The organism is Pseudomonas sp. NA-150 (assembly GCF_044336365.1).
Taxonomy (GTDB): Bacteria; Pseudomonadota; Gammaproteobacteria; order Pseudomonadales; family Pseudomonadaceae; genus Aquipseudomonas.
On sequence record NZ_CP172305.1, the window covers coordinates 4,895,476 to 4,911,606 of the forward strand.

Annotated in this window: 13 protein-coding genes, 3 tRNA genes and 1 riboswitch; of the genes, 2 read left to right on the forward strand and 14 right to left on the reverse strand. The window is 59.3% G+C overall.

Translation table 11 applies throughout. The features are described from left to right. Positions 1 to 318: 318 nt before the first annotated feature. Positions 319 to 1,761, reverse strand: a complete 1,443-nt coding sequence (gene mgtE, locus ACF0H7_RS23125) for a magnesium transporter (protein WP_397449175.1) — start codon at positions 1,759 to 1,761, stop codon at positions 319 to 321. A gap of 312 nt (positions 1,762 to 2,073) precedes the next feature. Between mgtE and ACF0H7_RS23130 the strand changes: the two genes are divergently transcribed. Continuing rightward, positions 2,074 to 2,550, forward strand: coding sequence for a cell envelope protein SmpA (locus tag ACF0H7_RS23130; RefSeq protein WP_397449176.1), 477 nt, complete (start codon positions 2,074 to 2,076; stop codon positions 2,548 to 2,550). 40 nt (positions 2,551 to 2,590) lie between these two features. Here the strand turns inward: ACF0H7_RS23130 and ACF0H7_RS23135 are convergent. From ACF0H7_RS23135 to ltaE, 7 genes are all read right to left on the reverse strand, one after another. After that, positions 2,591 to 2,667, reverse strand: a tRNA-Arg gene (locus ACF0H7_RS23135). A gap of 73 nt (positions 2,668 to 2,740) precedes the next feature. After that, positions 2,741 to 2,817 (reverse strand) — tRNA-Arg (locus ACF0H7_RS23140). 107 nt (positions 2,818 to 2,924) lie between these two features. Beyond that, positions 2,925 to 3,015 (reverse strand) — tRNA-Ser (locus ACF0H7_RS23145). A 62-nt stretch (positions 3,016 to 3,077) separates the two neighbouring features. Beyond that, the gene (gene csrA / locus ACF0H7_RS23150) at positions 3,078 to 3,266 is read right to left on the reverse strand and encodes a carbon storage regulator CsrA (protein ID WP_020290522.1); all 189 of its coding nucleotides are present in this window, start codon (positions 3,264 to 3,266) and stop codon (positions 3,078 to 3,080) included. A 181-nt stretch (positions 3,267 to 3,447) separates the two neighbouring features. After that, positions 3,448 to 4,683 carry an aspartate kinase gene (locus ACF0H7_RS23155; protein ID WP_397449177.1) on the reverse strand — a complete coding sequence of 412 codons (1,236 nt, stop codon included), beginning with the start codon at positions 4,681 to 4,683 and terminating at the stop codon, positions 3,448 to 3,450. Between the two features lie 32 nt (positions 4,684 to 4,715). Beyond that, complete coding sequence (gene alaS, locus ACF0H7_RS23160) at positions 4,716 to 7,340, reverse strand: alanine--tRNA ligase (RefSeq protein ID WP_397449178.1); 2,625 nt, start codon at positions 7,338 to 7,340, stop codon at positions 4,716 to 4,718. Between the two features lie 147 nt (positions 7,341 to 7,487). Continuing rightward, complete coding sequence (ltaE, locus tag ACF0H7_RS23165) at positions 7,488 to 8,492, reverse strand: low-specificity L-threonine aldolase (protein WP_397449179.1); 1,005 nt, start codon at positions 8,490 to 8,492, stop codon at positions 7,488 to 7,490. A gap of 195 nt (positions 8,493 to 8,687) precedes the next feature. After that, positions 8,688 to 8,854, forward strand: a riboswitch (FMN riboswitch). A gap of 140 nt (positions 8,855 to 8,994) precedes the next feature. On the opposite strand from ltaE, the gene ACF0H7_RS23170 reads away from it, so the two are divergent. Beyond that, on the forward strand, positions 8,995 to 9,507 hold the full coding sequence (locus ACF0H7_RS23170; protein ID WP_397449180.1) for a 6,7-dimethyl-8-ribityllumazine synthase: 513 nt from the start codon (positions 8,995 to 8,997) through the stop codon (positions 9,505 to 9,507). A gap of 113 nt (positions 9,508 to 9,620) precedes the next feature. On the opposite strand, the gene astE is transcribed toward ACF0H7_RS23170, so the two are convergent. The 6 genes from astE to aruF all read right to left on the reverse strand — a co-directional run bounded on the left by astE (position 9,621) and on the right by aruF (position 16,095). Continuing rightward, entirely contained in the window at positions 9,621 to 10,631 is a 1,011-nt protein-coding gene (astE, locus tag ACF0H7_RS23175; RefSeq protein WP_397449181.1) for a succinylglutamate desuccinylase, read from the reverse strand. A 27-nt stretch (positions 10,632 to 10,658) separates the two neighbouring features. Further along, a complete protein-coding gene (locus ACF0H7_RS23180) occupies positions 10,659 to 10,946 on the reverse strand; it encodes a topoisomerase II (RefSeq protein WP_397449182.1) in 288 nt (95 codons plus the stop codon). A 66-nt stretch (positions 10,947 to 11,012) separates the two neighbouring features. After that, positions 11,013 to 12,359: an N-succinylarginine dihydrolase gene (astB, locus tag ACF0H7_RS23185; protein ID WP_397449183.1), complete on the reverse strand. Its 1,347-nt coding sequence runs from the start codon at positions 12,357 to 12,359 to the stop codon at positions 11,013 to 11,015. 132 nt (positions 12,360 to 12,491) lie between these two features. Further along, positions 12,492 to 13,961 carry a succinylglutamate-semialdehyde dehydrogenase gene (gene astD / locus ACF0H7_RS23190; RefSeq protein ID WP_397449184.1) on the reverse strand — a complete coding sequence of 490 codons (1,470 nt, stop codon included), beginning with the start codon at positions 13,959 to 13,961 and terminating at the stop codon, positions 12,492 to 12,494. Beyond that, positions 13,958 to 14,983, reverse strand: coding sequence for an arginine N-succinyltransferase (gene astA, locus ACF0H7_RS23195; protein WP_397449185.1), 1,026 nt, complete (start codon positions 14,981 to 14,983; stop codon positions 13,958 to 13,960). The genes astD and astA overlap by 4 nt, the downstream gene beginning before the upstream one ends. An 80-nt stretch (positions 14,984 to 15,063) precedes the next feature. Then, entirely contained in the window at positions 15,064 to 16,095 is a 1,032-nt protein-coding gene (gene aruF / locus ACF0H7_RS23200; protein WP_397449186.1) for an arginine/ornithine succinyltransferase subunit alpha, read from the reverse strand. Positions 16,096 to 16,131: the final 36 nt, after the last annotated feature.

Below are 16,131 nucleotides of genomic sequence, written 5' to 3' on the forward strand. Positions count from 1 at the left end.
TCTGGGTATGGTCGTGACCAGACATCAACGCGCGCATTCGCTTGAAACCGCGCAGCAGGCAGTCAAAGCACAGCACACTTTAGCGAGGGCGTCGGACTAAAAAGGAGGGTCGCCAATAGAGGCGGCCAACTGAGGTAGCGTCATCAAGCCGTCCGCGTGCTGAGCTGTTGCTACCTGAAGGACAGGCGCCAGGATGCGGCGTTTCCGAGGTAAAATTATACGTTCCAAAATATGACCGTAACATGTAGGTAATACTCCCGAAGCGCGCCTAAAACGATAAATCCGCCACCCTTACAGGCGGCGTTCAGGTTCAGCGGATTACATCAAAAAAAGCGTCGCCAGACCGAGGAAAATGAAGAAGCCGCCGCTGTCGGTCATGGCAGTAATCATTACACTGGCGCCCATTGCGGGATCCCGGCCAAAGCGCGCTAGCGTCATCGGGATAAACACCCCCATGAACGCCGCCAACAGCAGATTGAGGGTCATCGCGGCGGTCATCACCACCCCCAGCGACCAGCTGCCATACAACCAATAGGCCACGACACCGATCACCCCACCCCACACCACGCCATTGACCAAGGCCACTGCCAGTTCCTTGCGCATCAGGCGCGAGGTGTTGCCGGTGCTCACTTGATCCAGTGCCATGGCGCGCACGATCATGGTGATGGTCTGGTTACCAGAGTTGCCGCCAATCCCGGCCACAATCGGCATCAAGGCAGCCAACGCCACCAGACGCTCGATCGAGCCTTCGAACAGGCCGATGACCCGCGACGCAATGAACGCGGTAATCAGGTTGATCGCCAGCCAGGACCAACGGTTGCGCAAGGACTTCCAGACGGAGGCGAAGATGTCTTCTTCTTCGCGCAGACCGGCCATGTTGAGTACTTCGCTTTCGCTTTCCTCACGAATCAGATCGACCATTTCGTCGATGGTCAGACGGCCGACCAGCTTGCCGTTCTTGTCCACCACTGGCGCGGAAATAAGGTCGTAACGCTCAAATGCCTGGGCGGCGTCGTAGGCGTCTTCCTGCGGATGGAAACTCACCGGATCACTGGCCATCACCGCCGACACTTGCTTGTCGGGATCGTTGACCAGCAGACGCTTGATCGGCAGCACGCCTTTGAGCACACCGGCGTAATCGACCACAAACAGTTTATCTGTGTGGCCCGGCAGCTCTTTGAGGCGACGCAGGTAACGCAAGACCACTTCAAGGCTGACATCCTCACGGATCGTCACCATCTCGAAGTCCATCAAGGCGCCGACTTGCTCGTCGTCGTACGACAGCGCGGAGCGAACGCGCTCACGCTGCTGGCTGTCCAGGGCTTCCATCAGCTCATGGACGACGTCACGCGGCAGCTCCGGCGCCAGGTCCGCCAGTTCGTCGGCGTCCATTTCCTTGGCGGCAGCCAACAGCTCCTGATCGTCCATGTCGGCGATCAGGGTTTCACGGACAGAGTCCGACACTTCGAGAAGAATGTCGCCGTCGCGGTCGGCCTTGACCAGTTGCCAGACCGTCAGACGGTCATTGAGGGGCAAAGCTTCAAGAATGTGGGCGACGTCAGCGGAGTGCAGGTCTTCGAGCTTGCGTTGCAGCTCGACGAGGTTTTGCCGGTGAACCAGGTTTTCCACGAGGTCGTGATGCTGACCCTCCTGGCGATGCGTCAGGTCTTCGACCACGCGCTGACGCTGCAGCAGCTCGATGACTTGAGCGAGGCGGTCCTGCAGGCTGTCTTGTGTTTTCTTTACTTCTGTTTCGGTCATAGGCGAACTCCACTCCCAGCAGCGGAGAACGCCGGGGAGATCAATCAGTCAATTCGTGATTGGTAACGCAAAATTCTAAGTAACTACTGGGTAAGTCCATGGAGATGTTCCACAAGCCCCGACGGGGCTGACGGGCGCAATGATACACCGCGAGGCACCCTTGCACGCTACAAAAAATCGCGACAAGAACAAGCACTTGCACGGCAAAGCTAAACTGACAGATCTGTGACGTTACATCCGGAGAAGAAAACACGCGTCACCGCGAAAAGACTGCGACTAGTCTTGCGAACACGCCGTCATGGAGGACGTTAGATGCGCATTACCACACGAACAGCCCTATGGGTCGCCCTGCTCGGCTTTCCGCTCTCCGCGCTGTCTACGACGGTACAGCGCTGCGAGGATCCGCAGGGCAACGTCACCTTCACCACATTGGGCTGTCCGGCTGACCACCGCACGCACTCGCAGAACGCCTACAACGCTCCGCCCGGAAGTACAGTGCCGCTGCTGCCCGAAGCCTCGGGCCGGGCAATACCCAGAAAAGAAGTGGTTGTGGTCGGCCAACGTGACGATGGCTGCGGCAATCTGCTAAGCGACGCAGAGCGCCGTCGGGCAATCATCAATCAGCAAACCCGCACAGGCATGACGCTGCGGGATGTAGAAAGTGCGCTGGGCAAACCGGACAAAATTTCCAGCCGCAATGGAGAAACCCGTTATGTCTACAGCCCGAAGAAAGGTCGCAGCCACCAGGTTGTTTTCGATCAAGAGGGATGCGTGAAAGGCAAACGCTAGAAAGCAAAAAGCCCGAACAATGTTCGGGCTTTTTGGTGTTTGGTGCACTCGACAGGATTCGAACCTGTGACCGCTCGGTTCGTAGCCGAGTACTCTATCCAGCTGAGCTACGAGTGCATTTGGCGTTTGATAAACCAGACCACCGCTGGTTGAAACAAGTCACTTACATCGCTGTAAACAACCTTTGAAATGGTGCACTCGACAGGATTCGAACCTGTGACCGCTCGGTTCGTAGCCGAGTACTCTATCCAGCTGAGCTACGAGTGCATTTGTTGCCGCGCATTATAGGCCGTTCAATCTCTATGTCAAACGCTTTTTCTAGTAAATTCAACAACTTACCGATCAAGCTAGATTGCAACGTACTACGCAAATAATGGCGGAGAACGGGGGATTCGAACCCCCGACACCCTTTTGAGGTGTACTCCCTTAGCAGGGGAGCGCCTTCGGCCACTCGGCCAGCTCTCCGCAACACGGGGCGTATAATAACCACCTCTTTCCCCGTTTGCAAACCTAAATTTCAATAAAAATTAATGACTTGGTTCCTGGTCCTTCTCTTTCTTGATACGCAGGTAGATCTCCTCACGGTGAACAGCTACCTCCTTGGGGGCATTGACCCCAATTCGCACTTGATTACCTTTAACGCCGAGCACGGTCACGGTGATTTCTCCATCACCAATGATTAGGCTTTCTGCGCACCGACGAGTCAGAATCAGCATACCTTTCTCCTCACGCATTACATTCAGGGACAACAGTCTGCAAAACCAAAAGGTGCAGGCCTACGGCAAGACGGGCCGCTGACCTACACCTGAGTATTGACCAGCGCAAAGAAAAGAACAGCTTCCTGCGCCGATCAAAAAAACGAAAGGCGCGGATCAACCGCGCCTTTCGCTCAACCCGTCACTCGCCCTGTCGGGCTGGCGCGTCTAGCTCAAAAGCGGTGTGCAGTGAGCGCACAGCCAGCTCCAGGTACTTCTCTTCGATCACCACCGACACTTTGATTTCGGAGGTCGAGATCATCTGGATGTTGATGCTCTCTTTGGCCAACGATTCAAACATCCGGCTGGCGACACCGGCGTGCGAGCGCATGCCCACACCTACGATGGACACCTTGGCGATCTTGGTATCGCCGACAACTTCACGCGCGCCGATTTCACGGGCGGTGTTCTCCAGTACCAGCAGCGCAGCCTGGTAGTCGTTGCGATGCACGGTGAAGGTGAAATCGGTGGTGTTATCGTGCGCGACATTCTGCACGATCATGTCCACTTCGATGTTCGCGGCGCTTATCGGGCCGAGAATCTTGAAGGCCACGCCAGGGTTATCTGGCACACCACGGATGGTCAGCTTGGCTTCGTCGCGGTTGAAGGCGATGCCGGAAATGATCGGCTGTTCCATGGTTTCCTCTTCATCAATGGTAATGAGGGTGCCCGGACCCTCCTGGAAGCTGTGCAATACGCGCAGCGGGACGTTGTACTTGCCGGCGAACTCAACCGCACGGATTTGCAGCACCTTGGAACCGAGACTAGCCATTTCCAGCATCTCTTCGAAGGTGATCTTGTCCAGGCGTTGAGCAGCCGACACCACACGCGGGTCGGTGGTGTAGACACCATCGACGTCGGTGTAGATCTGGCATTCATCAGCCTTCAGCGCTGCCGCCAGGGCCACGCCGGTGGTGTCCGAGCCGCCACGACCGAGCGTGGTTATGTTGCCGTGCTCGTCGACGCCCTGGAAACCGGCGACAACCACCACCCTGCCCGCCTTCAGATCGGCACGAATCTTCTGATCGTCGATCTGCAGGATACGCGCCTTGTTGTGCGCGCTGTCGGTCAGGATGCGCACCTGGTTACCGGTGTAGGACACCGCAGGCACGCCACGTTTCATCAAGGCCATGGCCAGCAAGGCGATGGTCACCTGCTCGCCGGTGGACACGATCACGTCCAGCTCACGCGGAACCGGTTGATCGCTGATTTGCTTGGCCAATGCGATCAGACGGTTGGTCTCGCCACTCATGGCCGACAACACAACCACCAGGTCATCACCGGCGTCGCGGAACTTCTTAACCTTGTCGGCCACCTGCTCGATGCGCTCGACAGAGCCCACGGAGGTGCCTCCAAATTTCTGTACGATCAAAGCCATCTAAAGCTGCCTCAGCCCGTGAAGGGCGCCCATTAAACGTTCAGACCTTGCTCGACAAAAGGAACGGTCAACGCCAGCGCTGCATCGAGCGCACCAGCATCCACACCGCCACCCTGAGCCATGTCAGGACGACCACCGCCTTTACCGCCAACAGCGGCAGCCGCTTGCTTCATCAAATCACCGGCCTTGAGTTGGCCAGTCAGGTCCTTGGTTACGCCTGCAACCAGTACGACCTTGTCTTCATGGACACTGCCAAGCAGGATCACTGCGCGGCCGAGCTTGTTCTTCAACTGATCAACCAACGCCAACAAGGCTTTGCCATCCTGACCGTCAAGGCGTACGGACAGGACTTTGACCCCTTGGACATCCAGCGCGGCAGACGACAGATCGTCACCTGCGGCACTCGCTGCCTTGGCTTGCAATTGCTCGAGTTGTTTTTCCAACTGACGGTTGCGCTCCAGCACTGCCGAGAGCTTGTCCAACACGTTGTCGCGGTTGCCTTTGACCAGGGTCGCGGCTTCCTTGAGTTGTTCTTCGGCGCTGTTCAGGTAGTCCAGTGCCGCAGCACCGGTAACCGCCTCGATACGCCGCACGCCTGCTGCCACACCGCCTTCGCTGGTGATTTTCAGCAGGGCGATGTCGCCGGTACGGTTGGCGTGGATGCCCCCGCACAACTCGACGGAGAAATCACCGCCCATGCTCAGCACGCGCACGTTGTCGCCGTACTTCTCGCCAAACAGCGCCATGGCGCCTTTTTGCTTGGCGGTTTCGATGTCGGTTTCTTCGGTTTCCACTGGCGAATTCTTGCGCACTTCGCGGTTGACGATCTCTTCCAGGGCTTTCAATTGCTCTGGCTTGATCGCTTCGAAGTGGCTGAAGTCGAAGCGCAGGCGCTGACTGTCAACCAACGAACCTTTCTGCTGAACGTGCTCACCCAGTACCTGACGCAGCGCGGCGTGCAGCAAGTGGGTGGCCGAGTGGTTCAGCGAGGTGGCGTGACGCACGTCAGCATCGATTTCGGCATTCAGCTCGGCGCCGACGTTCAGGCTGCCCGACGCCACCACACCGTGGTGCAGGAACGCACCGCCGGTTTTGGTGGTGTCACGCACGTCGAAGCGGTTGGCACCTGCTTGAAGGAAGCCACAATCACCGATCTGACCGCCAGACTCAGCATAGAACGGCGTCTGATCGAGGATCACAACGCCCTCTTCGCCTTCATTCAGTTGCTCGACCTGCTGCCCTTCTTTATAGAGAGCAATGACTTTGGCCGAACCGCGGGTCGCGGAGTAACCGAGGAATTCGGTGGCCACATCAACCTTGACCAGGCTGTTGTAATCCATGCCGAACGAACTGGCCGAACGCGCGCGAACACGCTGCGCGTCCATCTCGCGCTCGAAACCTTCCTCGTCGAGGGTCAGGTTGCGTTCACGGGCGATGTCGCCGGTCAGGTCCATCGGGAAACCGTAGGTGTCGTACAGCTTGAACACCACGTCGCCAGGAACGACCGTGCCTTTGAGCTCAGCCAGATCCTGCTCGAGGATCTTCAGGCCCTGCTCCAGGGTCTTGGCGAATTGCTCTTCTTCGGCTTTCAGCACGCGCTCGATGTGCGCTTGGCCCTGGGTCAGTTCCGGGAAGGCAACGCCCATTTCCGCAACCAGTGCCGCAACGATCTTGTAGAAGAAGCTGCCGGTGGCGCCCAGCTTGTTGCCGTGACGGCACGCGCGACGAATGATCCGGCGCAGCACGTAGCCACGTCCTTCGTTGGACGGGGTTACGCCGTCGGCAATCAGGAAGCCACAGGAACGGATGTGGTCAGCCACGACTTTCAGCGACGGCTGCGCATCGTTGGTGCAACCGATGGCGGTGGCCGAGGCTGCCAGCAGGCTCTGGAACAGGTCGATCTCGTAGTTCGAGTGCACGTGCTGCAGCACGGCGCTGATCCGCTCCAGGCCCATGCCGGTGTCTACCGACGGTGCTGGCAACGGATGCAACACGCCGTCGGCGGTGCGGTTGAACTGCATGAACACGTTGTTCCAGATTTCGATGTAACGGTCGCCGTCTTCTTCCGGCGAACCTGGAGGGCCGCCCCAGATGTCGGCGCCGTGATCGTAGAAAATCTCGGTGCACGGACCGCACGGGCCGGTATCGCCCATGGTCCAGAAGTTGTCCGACGCGTAAGGCGCGCCTTTGTTGTCGCCGATACGGACCATGCGCTCGGCCGGAACGCCGATTTCCTTGGTCCAGATATCGTAGGCCTCGTCATCGGAGGCGTAGACCGTGACCCACAGCTTGTCCTTCGGCAGACCCAGCACGCCGGTGAGGAAGGTCCAGGCGTAGGTGATCGCGTCACGCTTGAAGTAATCACCGAAGCTGAAGTTGCCCAGCATTTCGAAGAAGGTGTGGTGACGTGCGGTGTAACCGACGTTTTCCAGGTCGTTGTGCTTGCCACCGGCGCGCACACACTTCTGGCTGCTCACAGCGCGGGTGTAGGCGCGTTTTTCCTGACCCAGGAAGCAGTCCTTGAACTGGTTCATGCCCGCGTTGGTGAACAGCAGGGTTGGGTCGTTGCCCGGAATCAAAGAGCTGGAGGCAACACGGGTGTGACCTTGCTCTTCGAAGAAGCGAAGGAAGGCTTCACGGATTTCTGCGCTTTTCATAGATTCTTCCACGGAGACTGCGGCCAGAGGCAAGTGCAAAAGGTCAAAGAGGGTTTCGACTTGCAAAGGGCCGCATTATATAGGCGTTGCGAGAACGGTACAGCGTGTTTGTACGCTAGCGATAAGCAATTGGACTATCGGCAGCTTTTAGCGGCGGGAAAATTCGGCAAAAGCCGTCACCACCTGCTCGATCTGTGCCCGCGACACGTCCATATGGGTCACCATCCGCAGGCGCGGGGCGGCACTGAGTTTAATCCCGCGCTCGGCGCAGAACCCTTTCAGCGCCTCGGCCCGTTCGTCGACCTGCACATAGACCATGTTGGTCTGCACCGGCTCGACGACGTAGCCCAGCCCGCGCAGGCCTTCGGCGAGGAATTGCGCGTTGGCATGGTCATCCGCCAAGCGTTCGACCTGATGCTCCAGTGCATACAGCCCCGCCGCCGCCAGCATCCCGGCCTGACGCATGCCACCGCCGACCATCTTGCGCAGGCGCCGCGCCTTGCCAATCAGCGCTTCAGAGCCACACAGCACTGAACCGATCGGCGCACCGAGGCCTTTGGACAGGCACACCGACACCGAATCGAAGTGCCGGGTGATTTCCCGGGCATCGACACCCAGCTTGACCGCCGCGTTATACAGCCGCGCGCCGTCCAGGTGCAGCGCCAGGCCTTGTTCGTCACACAGTTTGCGCGCCGCAGCCAGGTACGCCTGCGGCAATACTTTGCCCTGCATGGTGTTTTCCAGCGCCAGCAAGCGGGTGCGAGCGAAATGGAAGTCGTCCGGCTTGATCGCCGCCAACACCTGATTCAGGTCCAGCGAACCGTCGGCCTGAACCTCCAGTGGTTGTGGCTGAATCGAACCCAGCACCGCCGCACCGCCGCCTTCGTACTTATAGGTGTGCGCCTGCTGGCCGACGATGTATTCCTCGCCGCGCCCGCAATGGGCCATCAACGCCAACAGGTTACTCATGGTCCCGGTCGGCACGAACATCCCGGCGGCAAACCCAAGACGCTCGGCCAGAAAAGCCTCGAGACGGTTCACCGTCGGGTCTTCGCCGTACACATCATCGCCCAGCGGCGCTCGGGCCATGGCGTAGAGCATCCCGGCCGATGGTTGGGTCACGGTGTCGCTGCGCAGATCAATAACGGTCACGGTAAAGCTCCCTGAAAAGTAAGACGTCGGCGTAATAAACCATTACTGAGGCCACGATGCAGCTAAATCAAGATGCATCGTCAATGAACCGATGGGTTCGATATAAGGAAAACATGCGGTTCATAGACGAAAGTGTTCATGCATGTTGCAGAAATCTGTGATAAAAATCCTCCCGCCGACAGACAATGCTGTCGGCAACGTTCTCAGGGCGGGGTGCGATTCCCCACCGGCGGTAATGGCGCGCAATGCGTTTAGCCCGCGAGCGCTTGGGATGCAGTGGCTTCGGCCTGGCATCACAAGGTCAGCAGACCCGGTTGGATTCCGGGGCCGACGGTCATAGTCCGGATGAAGAGAGAACGGGATTGGCACCACAGGCCAACGCGTGCGCACCACCATGAACATTTTTTGCTCAGGCATTTTTGTTTAGGGATGGGCACGAGGCAACCTGGCATCCCATTCGATCCAAACGCCCTGTTTTTTTCATAAACAGGAGTCAGAACACATGCAACCCACCGCAATCGATAGCAAAAGCAAAAGCCACCCTAACGAACGTATCGCTTTTATCCAGGCCTGCTGGCACAAAGATATCGTCGATGAGAGCCGTAAAGGGTTCGTCGCTGAAATGGCCAACCATGGCTATGCCGAGAGCGATATCGATTTCTTCGAAGTTGGCGGCGCCTTTGAAATCCCGCTGCACGCTAAATTGTTGGCCAAGACCGGTCGTTACGCAGGCGTCGTCGCCGCTGGCCTGGTGGTCGACGGTGGCATTTATCGTCACGAATTCGTTGCGCAGTCGGTGATCAGCGCGCTGATGCAAGTGCAGCTGGAGACTGAAGTGCCGGTGTTCTCGGTGGTCCTGACCCCGCACCACTTCCATGCCGGCGAAGAGCACCAGAAGTTCTTCTTCGATCACTTCTCGCACAAAGGTGCAGAAGCGGCGAAGACCTGCGCTGATACCTTGAACAAGCTGCGTGGTTTGCGCCGGATCGAGACACACCAGCGCGTGGCGGTTTAACGGACAGCACAGATTCTCTGTAGGAGCGGGCTTGCCCGCGATAGCGTCAGGCCTGACACACCGTGTCAAACTGATCGCAGGCAAGCCAGCTCCTACAGGAATTGCGCGTCAAATCAGGCGAGTTCCTCGCCTGATGTCGGTACGATCAAAATCCCCGCACGCAGCCCGTTCTTGACCTTAGGGTTCGGGAAGATAATCCGCGCACCCTGCTCTTCGACGATCCAACGGGTATCGGCCAAATCATTGGCCAGCACAAACCCCTGATCCAGTTCCGAAAAATTCTCGATGTCCGCCGGCAGGTTCAGCCGGAAGGCTTCGCTGTGCTTGATGATTTCCCGTGCCACGCTGAACAACTGCAAACCATCGAGCGGTGCATCATCGAGGGCCGCTTCGGTGCCTTCGATCATTTGTTTGAGGCGCAGCTCCAGCCTGGTCAGATTGACCTGCTGGTTCTGCCCGAACGGTCGCGCCTTGCCCAACTCCAGGGTGAAGGACTCCGCCCCCAGCTTGTCGTAGGTGTACGAGCTGAACACGATCGAAGACTTGTTCTGCAACAGCACCGCATCCATCCCTGCGGCACGCAAGCGCGCCAACTCCAGGCGTGAATGGCGACGACCTTCTTTCCACGGGTACAGCGCAAATTGCTCGATCTTCGAACCGCGAATCGCCGTGTGCAGGTCGTAATGCACCCGATAGCGATCCGGCAGGCTGAAGAAGCTGTCGGCCAAACGTTCCAGTTCACAAGCCCGCAGCGCTTCAAAGCCGCTGGTCTGCTCGTGACGGCCGTTGAACAAACGGTTTACATCCTGCTCGATATAACGCTCGCCGCGACGTATCGCCTCGGGGTTACCAAACAGGAACAGAATACGGGCGCGAGGCTTGAGGTCACCGCGCGCGATGTCATGCAGCAGTTGGTCCAGCAACTCGATGGGCGCTGTTTCGTTGCCGTGAATCCCCGCCGACAACAGCAAATCCATGCCGTTGTCCTGGGCTTCCGGCGGCCGAACTTCCAGCGCCCCTTCGCTCAGCCAGCGCATGCGCACGCCTTCGACAGTCAGTTGAGTCTTTTCCGCTGGTTCGCGACCAGCCAGGGTCAGTTCAAGCAGCTTGCCTAACGCGAGCATAAGTCATGCACCTAAGTGAGATCGAAATCAGTCGTGGTCGCAGTCCGGGCCGTGAACGTGCTCGTCGGCATCGCCCACTTCAGCCGGCTCCATTTCCAGTTGCAGGCTGACCAGGTTGGTGGCCAATGGACGCAACAGCAGGTTGGCGTATTCGGCATCACCCTCTTCAACGTCAACGCCGATCAGCAGTTGGCCGCGACCGTCGTGCTGAATCCACAACTCCTTGCCTTGCCACATCACGGCAACGCGAGTGCAGGTGGTTTCCAGCTGAGTGCCGTCGGTGTCTTCAAGGATTAACTGCAGGGTGTCGCTCATGGTTTCGAGTGCTCTATAGAGAGGAAAATCGCGCGCCCCGATCACAATCGTTCGGGGCGCAGGCTTTCAATTGATTTGGAAAGGATAGACCGAGCCCAGTTTAAGGATTTGCGTCAGTTCATCCAGTGCCGTACGGCACTCAAGCAGCAATTTCGGATCGGCCAGGTCGCTTTCGCTCATGCGATCACGGTAGTGCTTGTCGACCCACTGGGTCAGCGTGCCGTACAACGGCGCCGTCATGATAACCCCTTGGTTGACCGCCGCCAGCTCGGTTTCATTCAGCGCGACGCGCAAACGCAGGCAGGCCGGGCCGCCGCCGTTTTGCATGCTTTGCTTGAGATCGAAAACCTTGACCTCGGAAACCGGGCCATCATCGGCCAGCAGGCGTTGCAAATACTGCCAGACGCGTTCGTTGCTGCGGCACTCTTCCGGCACGATCAACAGCATCGAACCGTCGGCGCGGGACAGCAATTGGCTGTTGAACAGATACGAACGCACGGCGTCTTCAACGGCGACTTCCGCGCGCGGCACACAGATCGCACGGAAACGTCCGCCACGCCGACCCAGTTTGTCGTGCAATTCGGCCAGCATGTGTTCGGTGTTGAGGAACGCGTCCTCGTGATAGAACAGCACTTCGCCGTTGCCGACCGCGATCACGTCATTGTGAAACACGCCGTGATCGATCACGGCCGGGTTTTGCTGAGCGTAAACCACGCCCTCTTCACTCAGACCGTGCAAGCGTGCAACGGCTTGCGAAGCTTCGAGGGTCTGGCGGGCCGGGTATTTCTGCGGCGCCGGGTAACGGGTGTCGAACGCACTGCGACCGAAAACGAAGAATTCAACCCCAGGCTTGCCATATTCGTGACAGAAGCGCGTGTGATTTGCCGCGCCTTCGTCGCCAAATTGCGCTACCGCTGGCAACGCCGCGTGGTGGGCAAAGTGTTTTTGATCGGCGAACATCGCCCCGAGAACGCGACTGGTGGTCGGGTGCTCGATGCTGCGGTGGTATTTGCAGTTGAGGTTGGCGGCGGTGAAATGCACGCGGCCATCTGCCGTGTCGGCGCTCGGGCTGACCGTGGCGGCGTTGGCCACCCACATGCTGGATGCCGAGCAACTGGCGACCAGCAACGGCATGGCGTCCTTGGCGGCTTTCTCGATGACTTGTGCGTCGGTACCGGCGAAGCCCAGGGCACGCAGTGCGGCGACGTCCGGACGTTCTTGTGGTGCCAGCACGCCTTGAACGAAGCCCATTTCCATCAGGGCTTTCATTTTCGCCAGACCTTGCAGCGCGGCTTCCTTCGGGTTGGAAGATTGCTGGCTGTTGCTCTGGGACGCGACGTTGCCGTAAGACAAACCGCCGTAGTTATGGGTCGGCCCCACTAAACCGTCAAAATTGACTTCATATGATTTCATCGGCGAGGCTCCGCGAATTTGTTGTTATGGGGCATGGAATCAAATAGTGCGACCGCTTCGCGGCAGATTGCGGGCAAGCCCGCTCCTACAGTCGTGCGTCATGTAGGAGCGGGCTTGCCCGCGATCGGCCGTTTACGGCAGACGCACACCCGGCGTTAGCGCCGACGGCAAGCTGATCCGTGGCGCTTCCAGCGACGCCACCGGGTACGCGCAGTAATCCGCCGCGTAATAGGCGCTGGCGCGATGGTTGCCCGAAGCCCCTACACCACCAAACGGCGCGCTGCTCGCGGCACCGGTCAGTTGTTTGTTCCAGTTGACGATCCCGGCGCGGCTTTCCAGCCAGAACTGCTGATAACGCGCTTCGGAGTCCGACAACAAACCAGCGGCCAAACCGTACTGGGTGTTGTTGGACTCGGCGATCGCCGCATCGAAATCAGCATAGCGGATCACTTGCAGCAACGGCCCGAACAGCTCCTCGTCGGCACGGTCCACGACGTCCGTAACATCAAGAATGCCGGGCGTCAGCAACGCCGAATTCGGGTTCGGGTGCAGCATTTCCAGCAAGGTGATTGCACCGCTTGCCTGCAAATGCTCCTGCGCCTCGATCAACGCACGGGCGGCAGCCAGGGAAATCACCGAACCCATGAACGGTGCTGGTTGCTGATCGAATGCGCCGACTTCGATCGTCGCCGTCACCGCCACCAGACGTTCAAGGAAGCGATCGCCCCACGCGCCTTGCGGCACCAGCAAGCGGCGGGCACAGGTGCAGCGCTGGCCGGCAGAAATGAACGCTGACTGAATCACGGTGTACACCGCGGCATCAATGTCTTCGACCTGATCGACGATCAATGGGTTGTTGCCGCCCATTTCCAGCGCCAGGATCTTGTCCGGACGCCCGGAGAACTGCTGGTGCAGCAGGTTGCCGGTACGACTGGAACCGGTGAAGAACAGCCCGTCGATGCCCGGATTGGCCGCCAGCGCCATGCCGGTTTCGCGAGCGCCTTGCAGCAGGTTCAGCACGCCCGCCGGCAAGCCGGCTTCTATCCAGCACTTGACCGTCAGCTCGGCGACTTTCGGTGTCAGCTCGCTCGGCTTGAACAGCACCGCGTTGCCTGCCAGCAATGCCGGGACGATGTGCCCGTTCGGCAAGTGCCCAGGGAAGTTGTAAGGCCCAAACACCGCGACCACTCCGTGGGGTTTGTGGCGCAGGAAGGCAGTGGCGTCGCCCAATGGGCCGCTCTTCTCGCCGGTGCGCTCACGGTAACTTTGCACCGAGATCGCCACCTTGTTGATCATGCTGGTGACTTCGGTGGCCGACTCCCACAGCGGTTTTCCGGTTTCTTCACCGATGCAACGGGCCAGTTCTTCCGCATGATTTTTCAAGCTGGCAGCGAAGGCTTCGAGCACCGCAATGCGTTCTTCCAGCGAACGCTTGGCCCACGCCGGGAAGGCCTGACGAGCAGCGCTGACGGCAGTGTCGACTTGCGCGGCAGAGGCGCCCTGCCCCGTCCACAATACGGCCTGGGTCACCGGGTTCAGCGATTCAAGGCTCTCGCCCTGACCAGCCTGCCATGCGCCGGCGATATACAGTGTGCTCATCAAACAGCCTCCCTTGCGGCGGATAACGGCACCGCCCGTACTTGGTCGCCTGCGCTCAATTGCAGACGTTTTGCGGTTTTCGCATCCACCACCAGCGTGCCAGCGGCGAAACGTGCCGGTGCAGCGGTAATGCGGCAATCTTCGCGCTTGCGGTTATGGATCAGGAACGGCGTGGCGTCGTCGCCCGGCGTGCCGATGGCCAGCACCAGCGCTTGGCTGTCACGCACCGCACGGATCTTCGAGGTCTCGCACTCAACCGCCGGACCGGCATCGAAGATGTCGACGTAGCCCTGATAGCTGAAGCCTTCGCTTTTGAGCATGGCCAGCGCCGGCTCGGTGTCGGTGTGCACGCGACCAATAATGTTGCGCGCATCTTCGGAGAGGAAGCAGGTGTACAGCGGGAACTTGGGCATCAGCTCGGCGATGAACGCCTTGTTGCCCACGCCGGTCAGGTAGTCAGCCTGGCTGAATTCCATTTTGAAGAAGTGCCGGCCCAGGCTTTCCCAGAACGGCGAGCGGCCAGCCGCGTCGGACATGCCGCGCATTTCAGCAATGATCTTGTTGCCAAACAGCTTCGGAAATTCGGCGATGAACAGCATCCGCGCCTTGGCCAGCAGACGGCCGTTGAGCCCGGTGCGCGCATCACTGCGCAAGAACAACGAGCACAGCTCCGAATTGCCGGTCAGGTCGTTGGCCAGGAACAGCGTCGGAATCTCGCGATAGATGTTCAGTTCCTGAGAAGCGCTGACCGTCAGGCCGACCCGGTAGTTGTACCAAGGCTCGCGCAGGCCGACGGCACCGGCGATGGCGGAAATCCCCACCACATTGCCGTCGTCGTCTTCAAGCACGAACAGGTAATCGGCATCGGCGCGCTCGGCTTCGCCACGGAAGGTTTTCTCGGCCCAGCCGACCCGGTGCGCCAGGCGCTCTTCATTGGCCGGCAGCGTCGTCAGGCCGGTGCCTGTGGTGCGCGCGAGCTCAATCAGCTTCGGTAAGTCGCTGTTGCGTACGGGACGAACGATCATGCTATCTCCTCAACCGGACTCCCTCGGGAGCCCGCGAATCTCGCTAAACCTGCCAACCAGTCACTGGATGGTCGAGTCTGTTAAACCGCCACGATGCGGACACTGGCACCTTCGCCGACGCCCAGGGCCTCGGCGGCGTCCAGACTCAGGTTGACCGGTTTGCCCGGCGCCCAATCGAGCTCCAGCAACACGGCACGGTAATCCTGCAACTGGCCGTTGGAGACCAGGTACGGACGCCCGCCGCGGCCGGGGTCACCGACTTTCACGGTGTCCAGCTTGACCGGCACGATGCGGCTCTGGGCAATCGAACGAATGCCCGAGACCCGCGCATGCAGGGTCGGCCCGCCGTCGAAAATGTCGATGTAGTGATCGGTTTCAAAGCCTTCGCGCATCAGGATGTCGAAGGTGATCTGCGCCCGTGGATGCACCTGGCCCATGGCCTCTTGCGCCTCGTCGGGCAGCAGCGGCACGTAGATCGGGTAGTGCGGCATCAATTCGGCGAGGAAGGTCCGGCTTTTCAGGCCGCACAGGCGCTCGGCTTCGGCGTAGTTGAGGTCGAAGAAGTTTCGACCGATGGCGTCCCAGAACGGCGAGTCACCGTTTTCATCGCTGTAGCCGACGATTTCGGTGACCACCGCGTCGGCGAAACGCTCGGGATGACCAGCAACGAACAGCAGACGTCCGCGAGAATTGAGTTCTGACCAGTGCGTACCGACCAGCTCTGGCACCACGTAGAAGCTGGTCAACAGGCTGTTGCCGGTCAGGTCGTGGCACTGTGACAACACATGAATCTTGTTGTGGATCTTCAGCTCGCGGGAGGCGTGAACGAAGGTCTCGTTGCGGAAGCTGTAGAAGGGTTCGGAATACCCCGCCGAGGCGACGATTCCGGAACAGCCGACCAGACGGCCGCTGTCGGTGTCTTCAAGCACAAAGAAATAGCTCTCTTCGCCGTTGAAACTGACTTCGGCGGCGAAGGACGCTTCGGAAGCGGCGATCTTGTCGCTCAAGCGTTCAGCATCATCCGGCAACGAGGTGACACCAATCGGGCTGTCCGCAGCCAGACGCTGTACCTCGCCCAGATCAGCCATTTGCGCGGGGCGCATCACCAGCATGGTGTCACTCCTTACCAGAATTACAGGTCGGTTTTA

Coding starts and splice junctions, on each gene's coding strand:
- mgtE (WP_397449175.1), bottom strand. CDS start 1,761: ATGACCGAAACAGAAGTAAAGAAAACACAAGACAGCCTGCAGGACCGC.
- ACF0H7_RS23130 (WP_397449176.1), top strand. CDS start 2,074: ATGCGCATTACCACACGAACAGCCCTATGGGTCGCCCTGCTCGGCTTT.
- csrA (WP_020290522.1), bottom strand. CDS start 3,266: ATGCTGATTCTGACTCGTCGGTGCGCAGAAAGCCTAATCATTGGTGAT.
- ACF0H7_RS23155 (WP_397449177.1), bottom strand. CDS start 4,683: ATGGCTTTGATCGTACAGAAATTTGGAGGCACCTCCGTGGGCTCTGTC.
- alaS (WP_397449178.1), bottom strand. CDS start 7,340: ATGAAAAGCGCAGAAATCCGTGAAGCCTTCCTTCGCTTCTTCGAAGAG.
- ACF0H7_RS23170 (WP_397449180.1), top strand. CDS start 8,995: ATGCAACCCACCGCAATCGATAGCAAAAGCAAAAGCCACCCTAACGAA.
- astE (WP_397449181.1), bottom strand. CDS start 10,631: ATGCTCGCGTTAGGCAAGCTGCTTGAACTGACCCTGGCTGGTCGCGAA.
- ACF0H7_RS23180 (WP_397449182.1), bottom strand. CDS start 10,946: ATGAGCGACACCCTGCAGTTAATCCTTGAAGACACCGACGGCACTCAG.
- astB (WP_397449183.1), bottom strand. CDS start 12,359: ATGAAATCATATGAAGTCAATTTTGACGGTTTAGTGGGGCCGACCCAT.
- astA (WP_397449185.1), bottom strand. CDS start 14,983: ATGATCGTTCGTCCCGTACGCAACAGCGACTTACCGAAGCTGATTGAG.
- aruF (WP_397449186.1), bottom strand. CDS start 16,095: ATGCTGGTGATGCGCCCCGCGCAAATGGCTGATCTGGGCGAGGTACAG.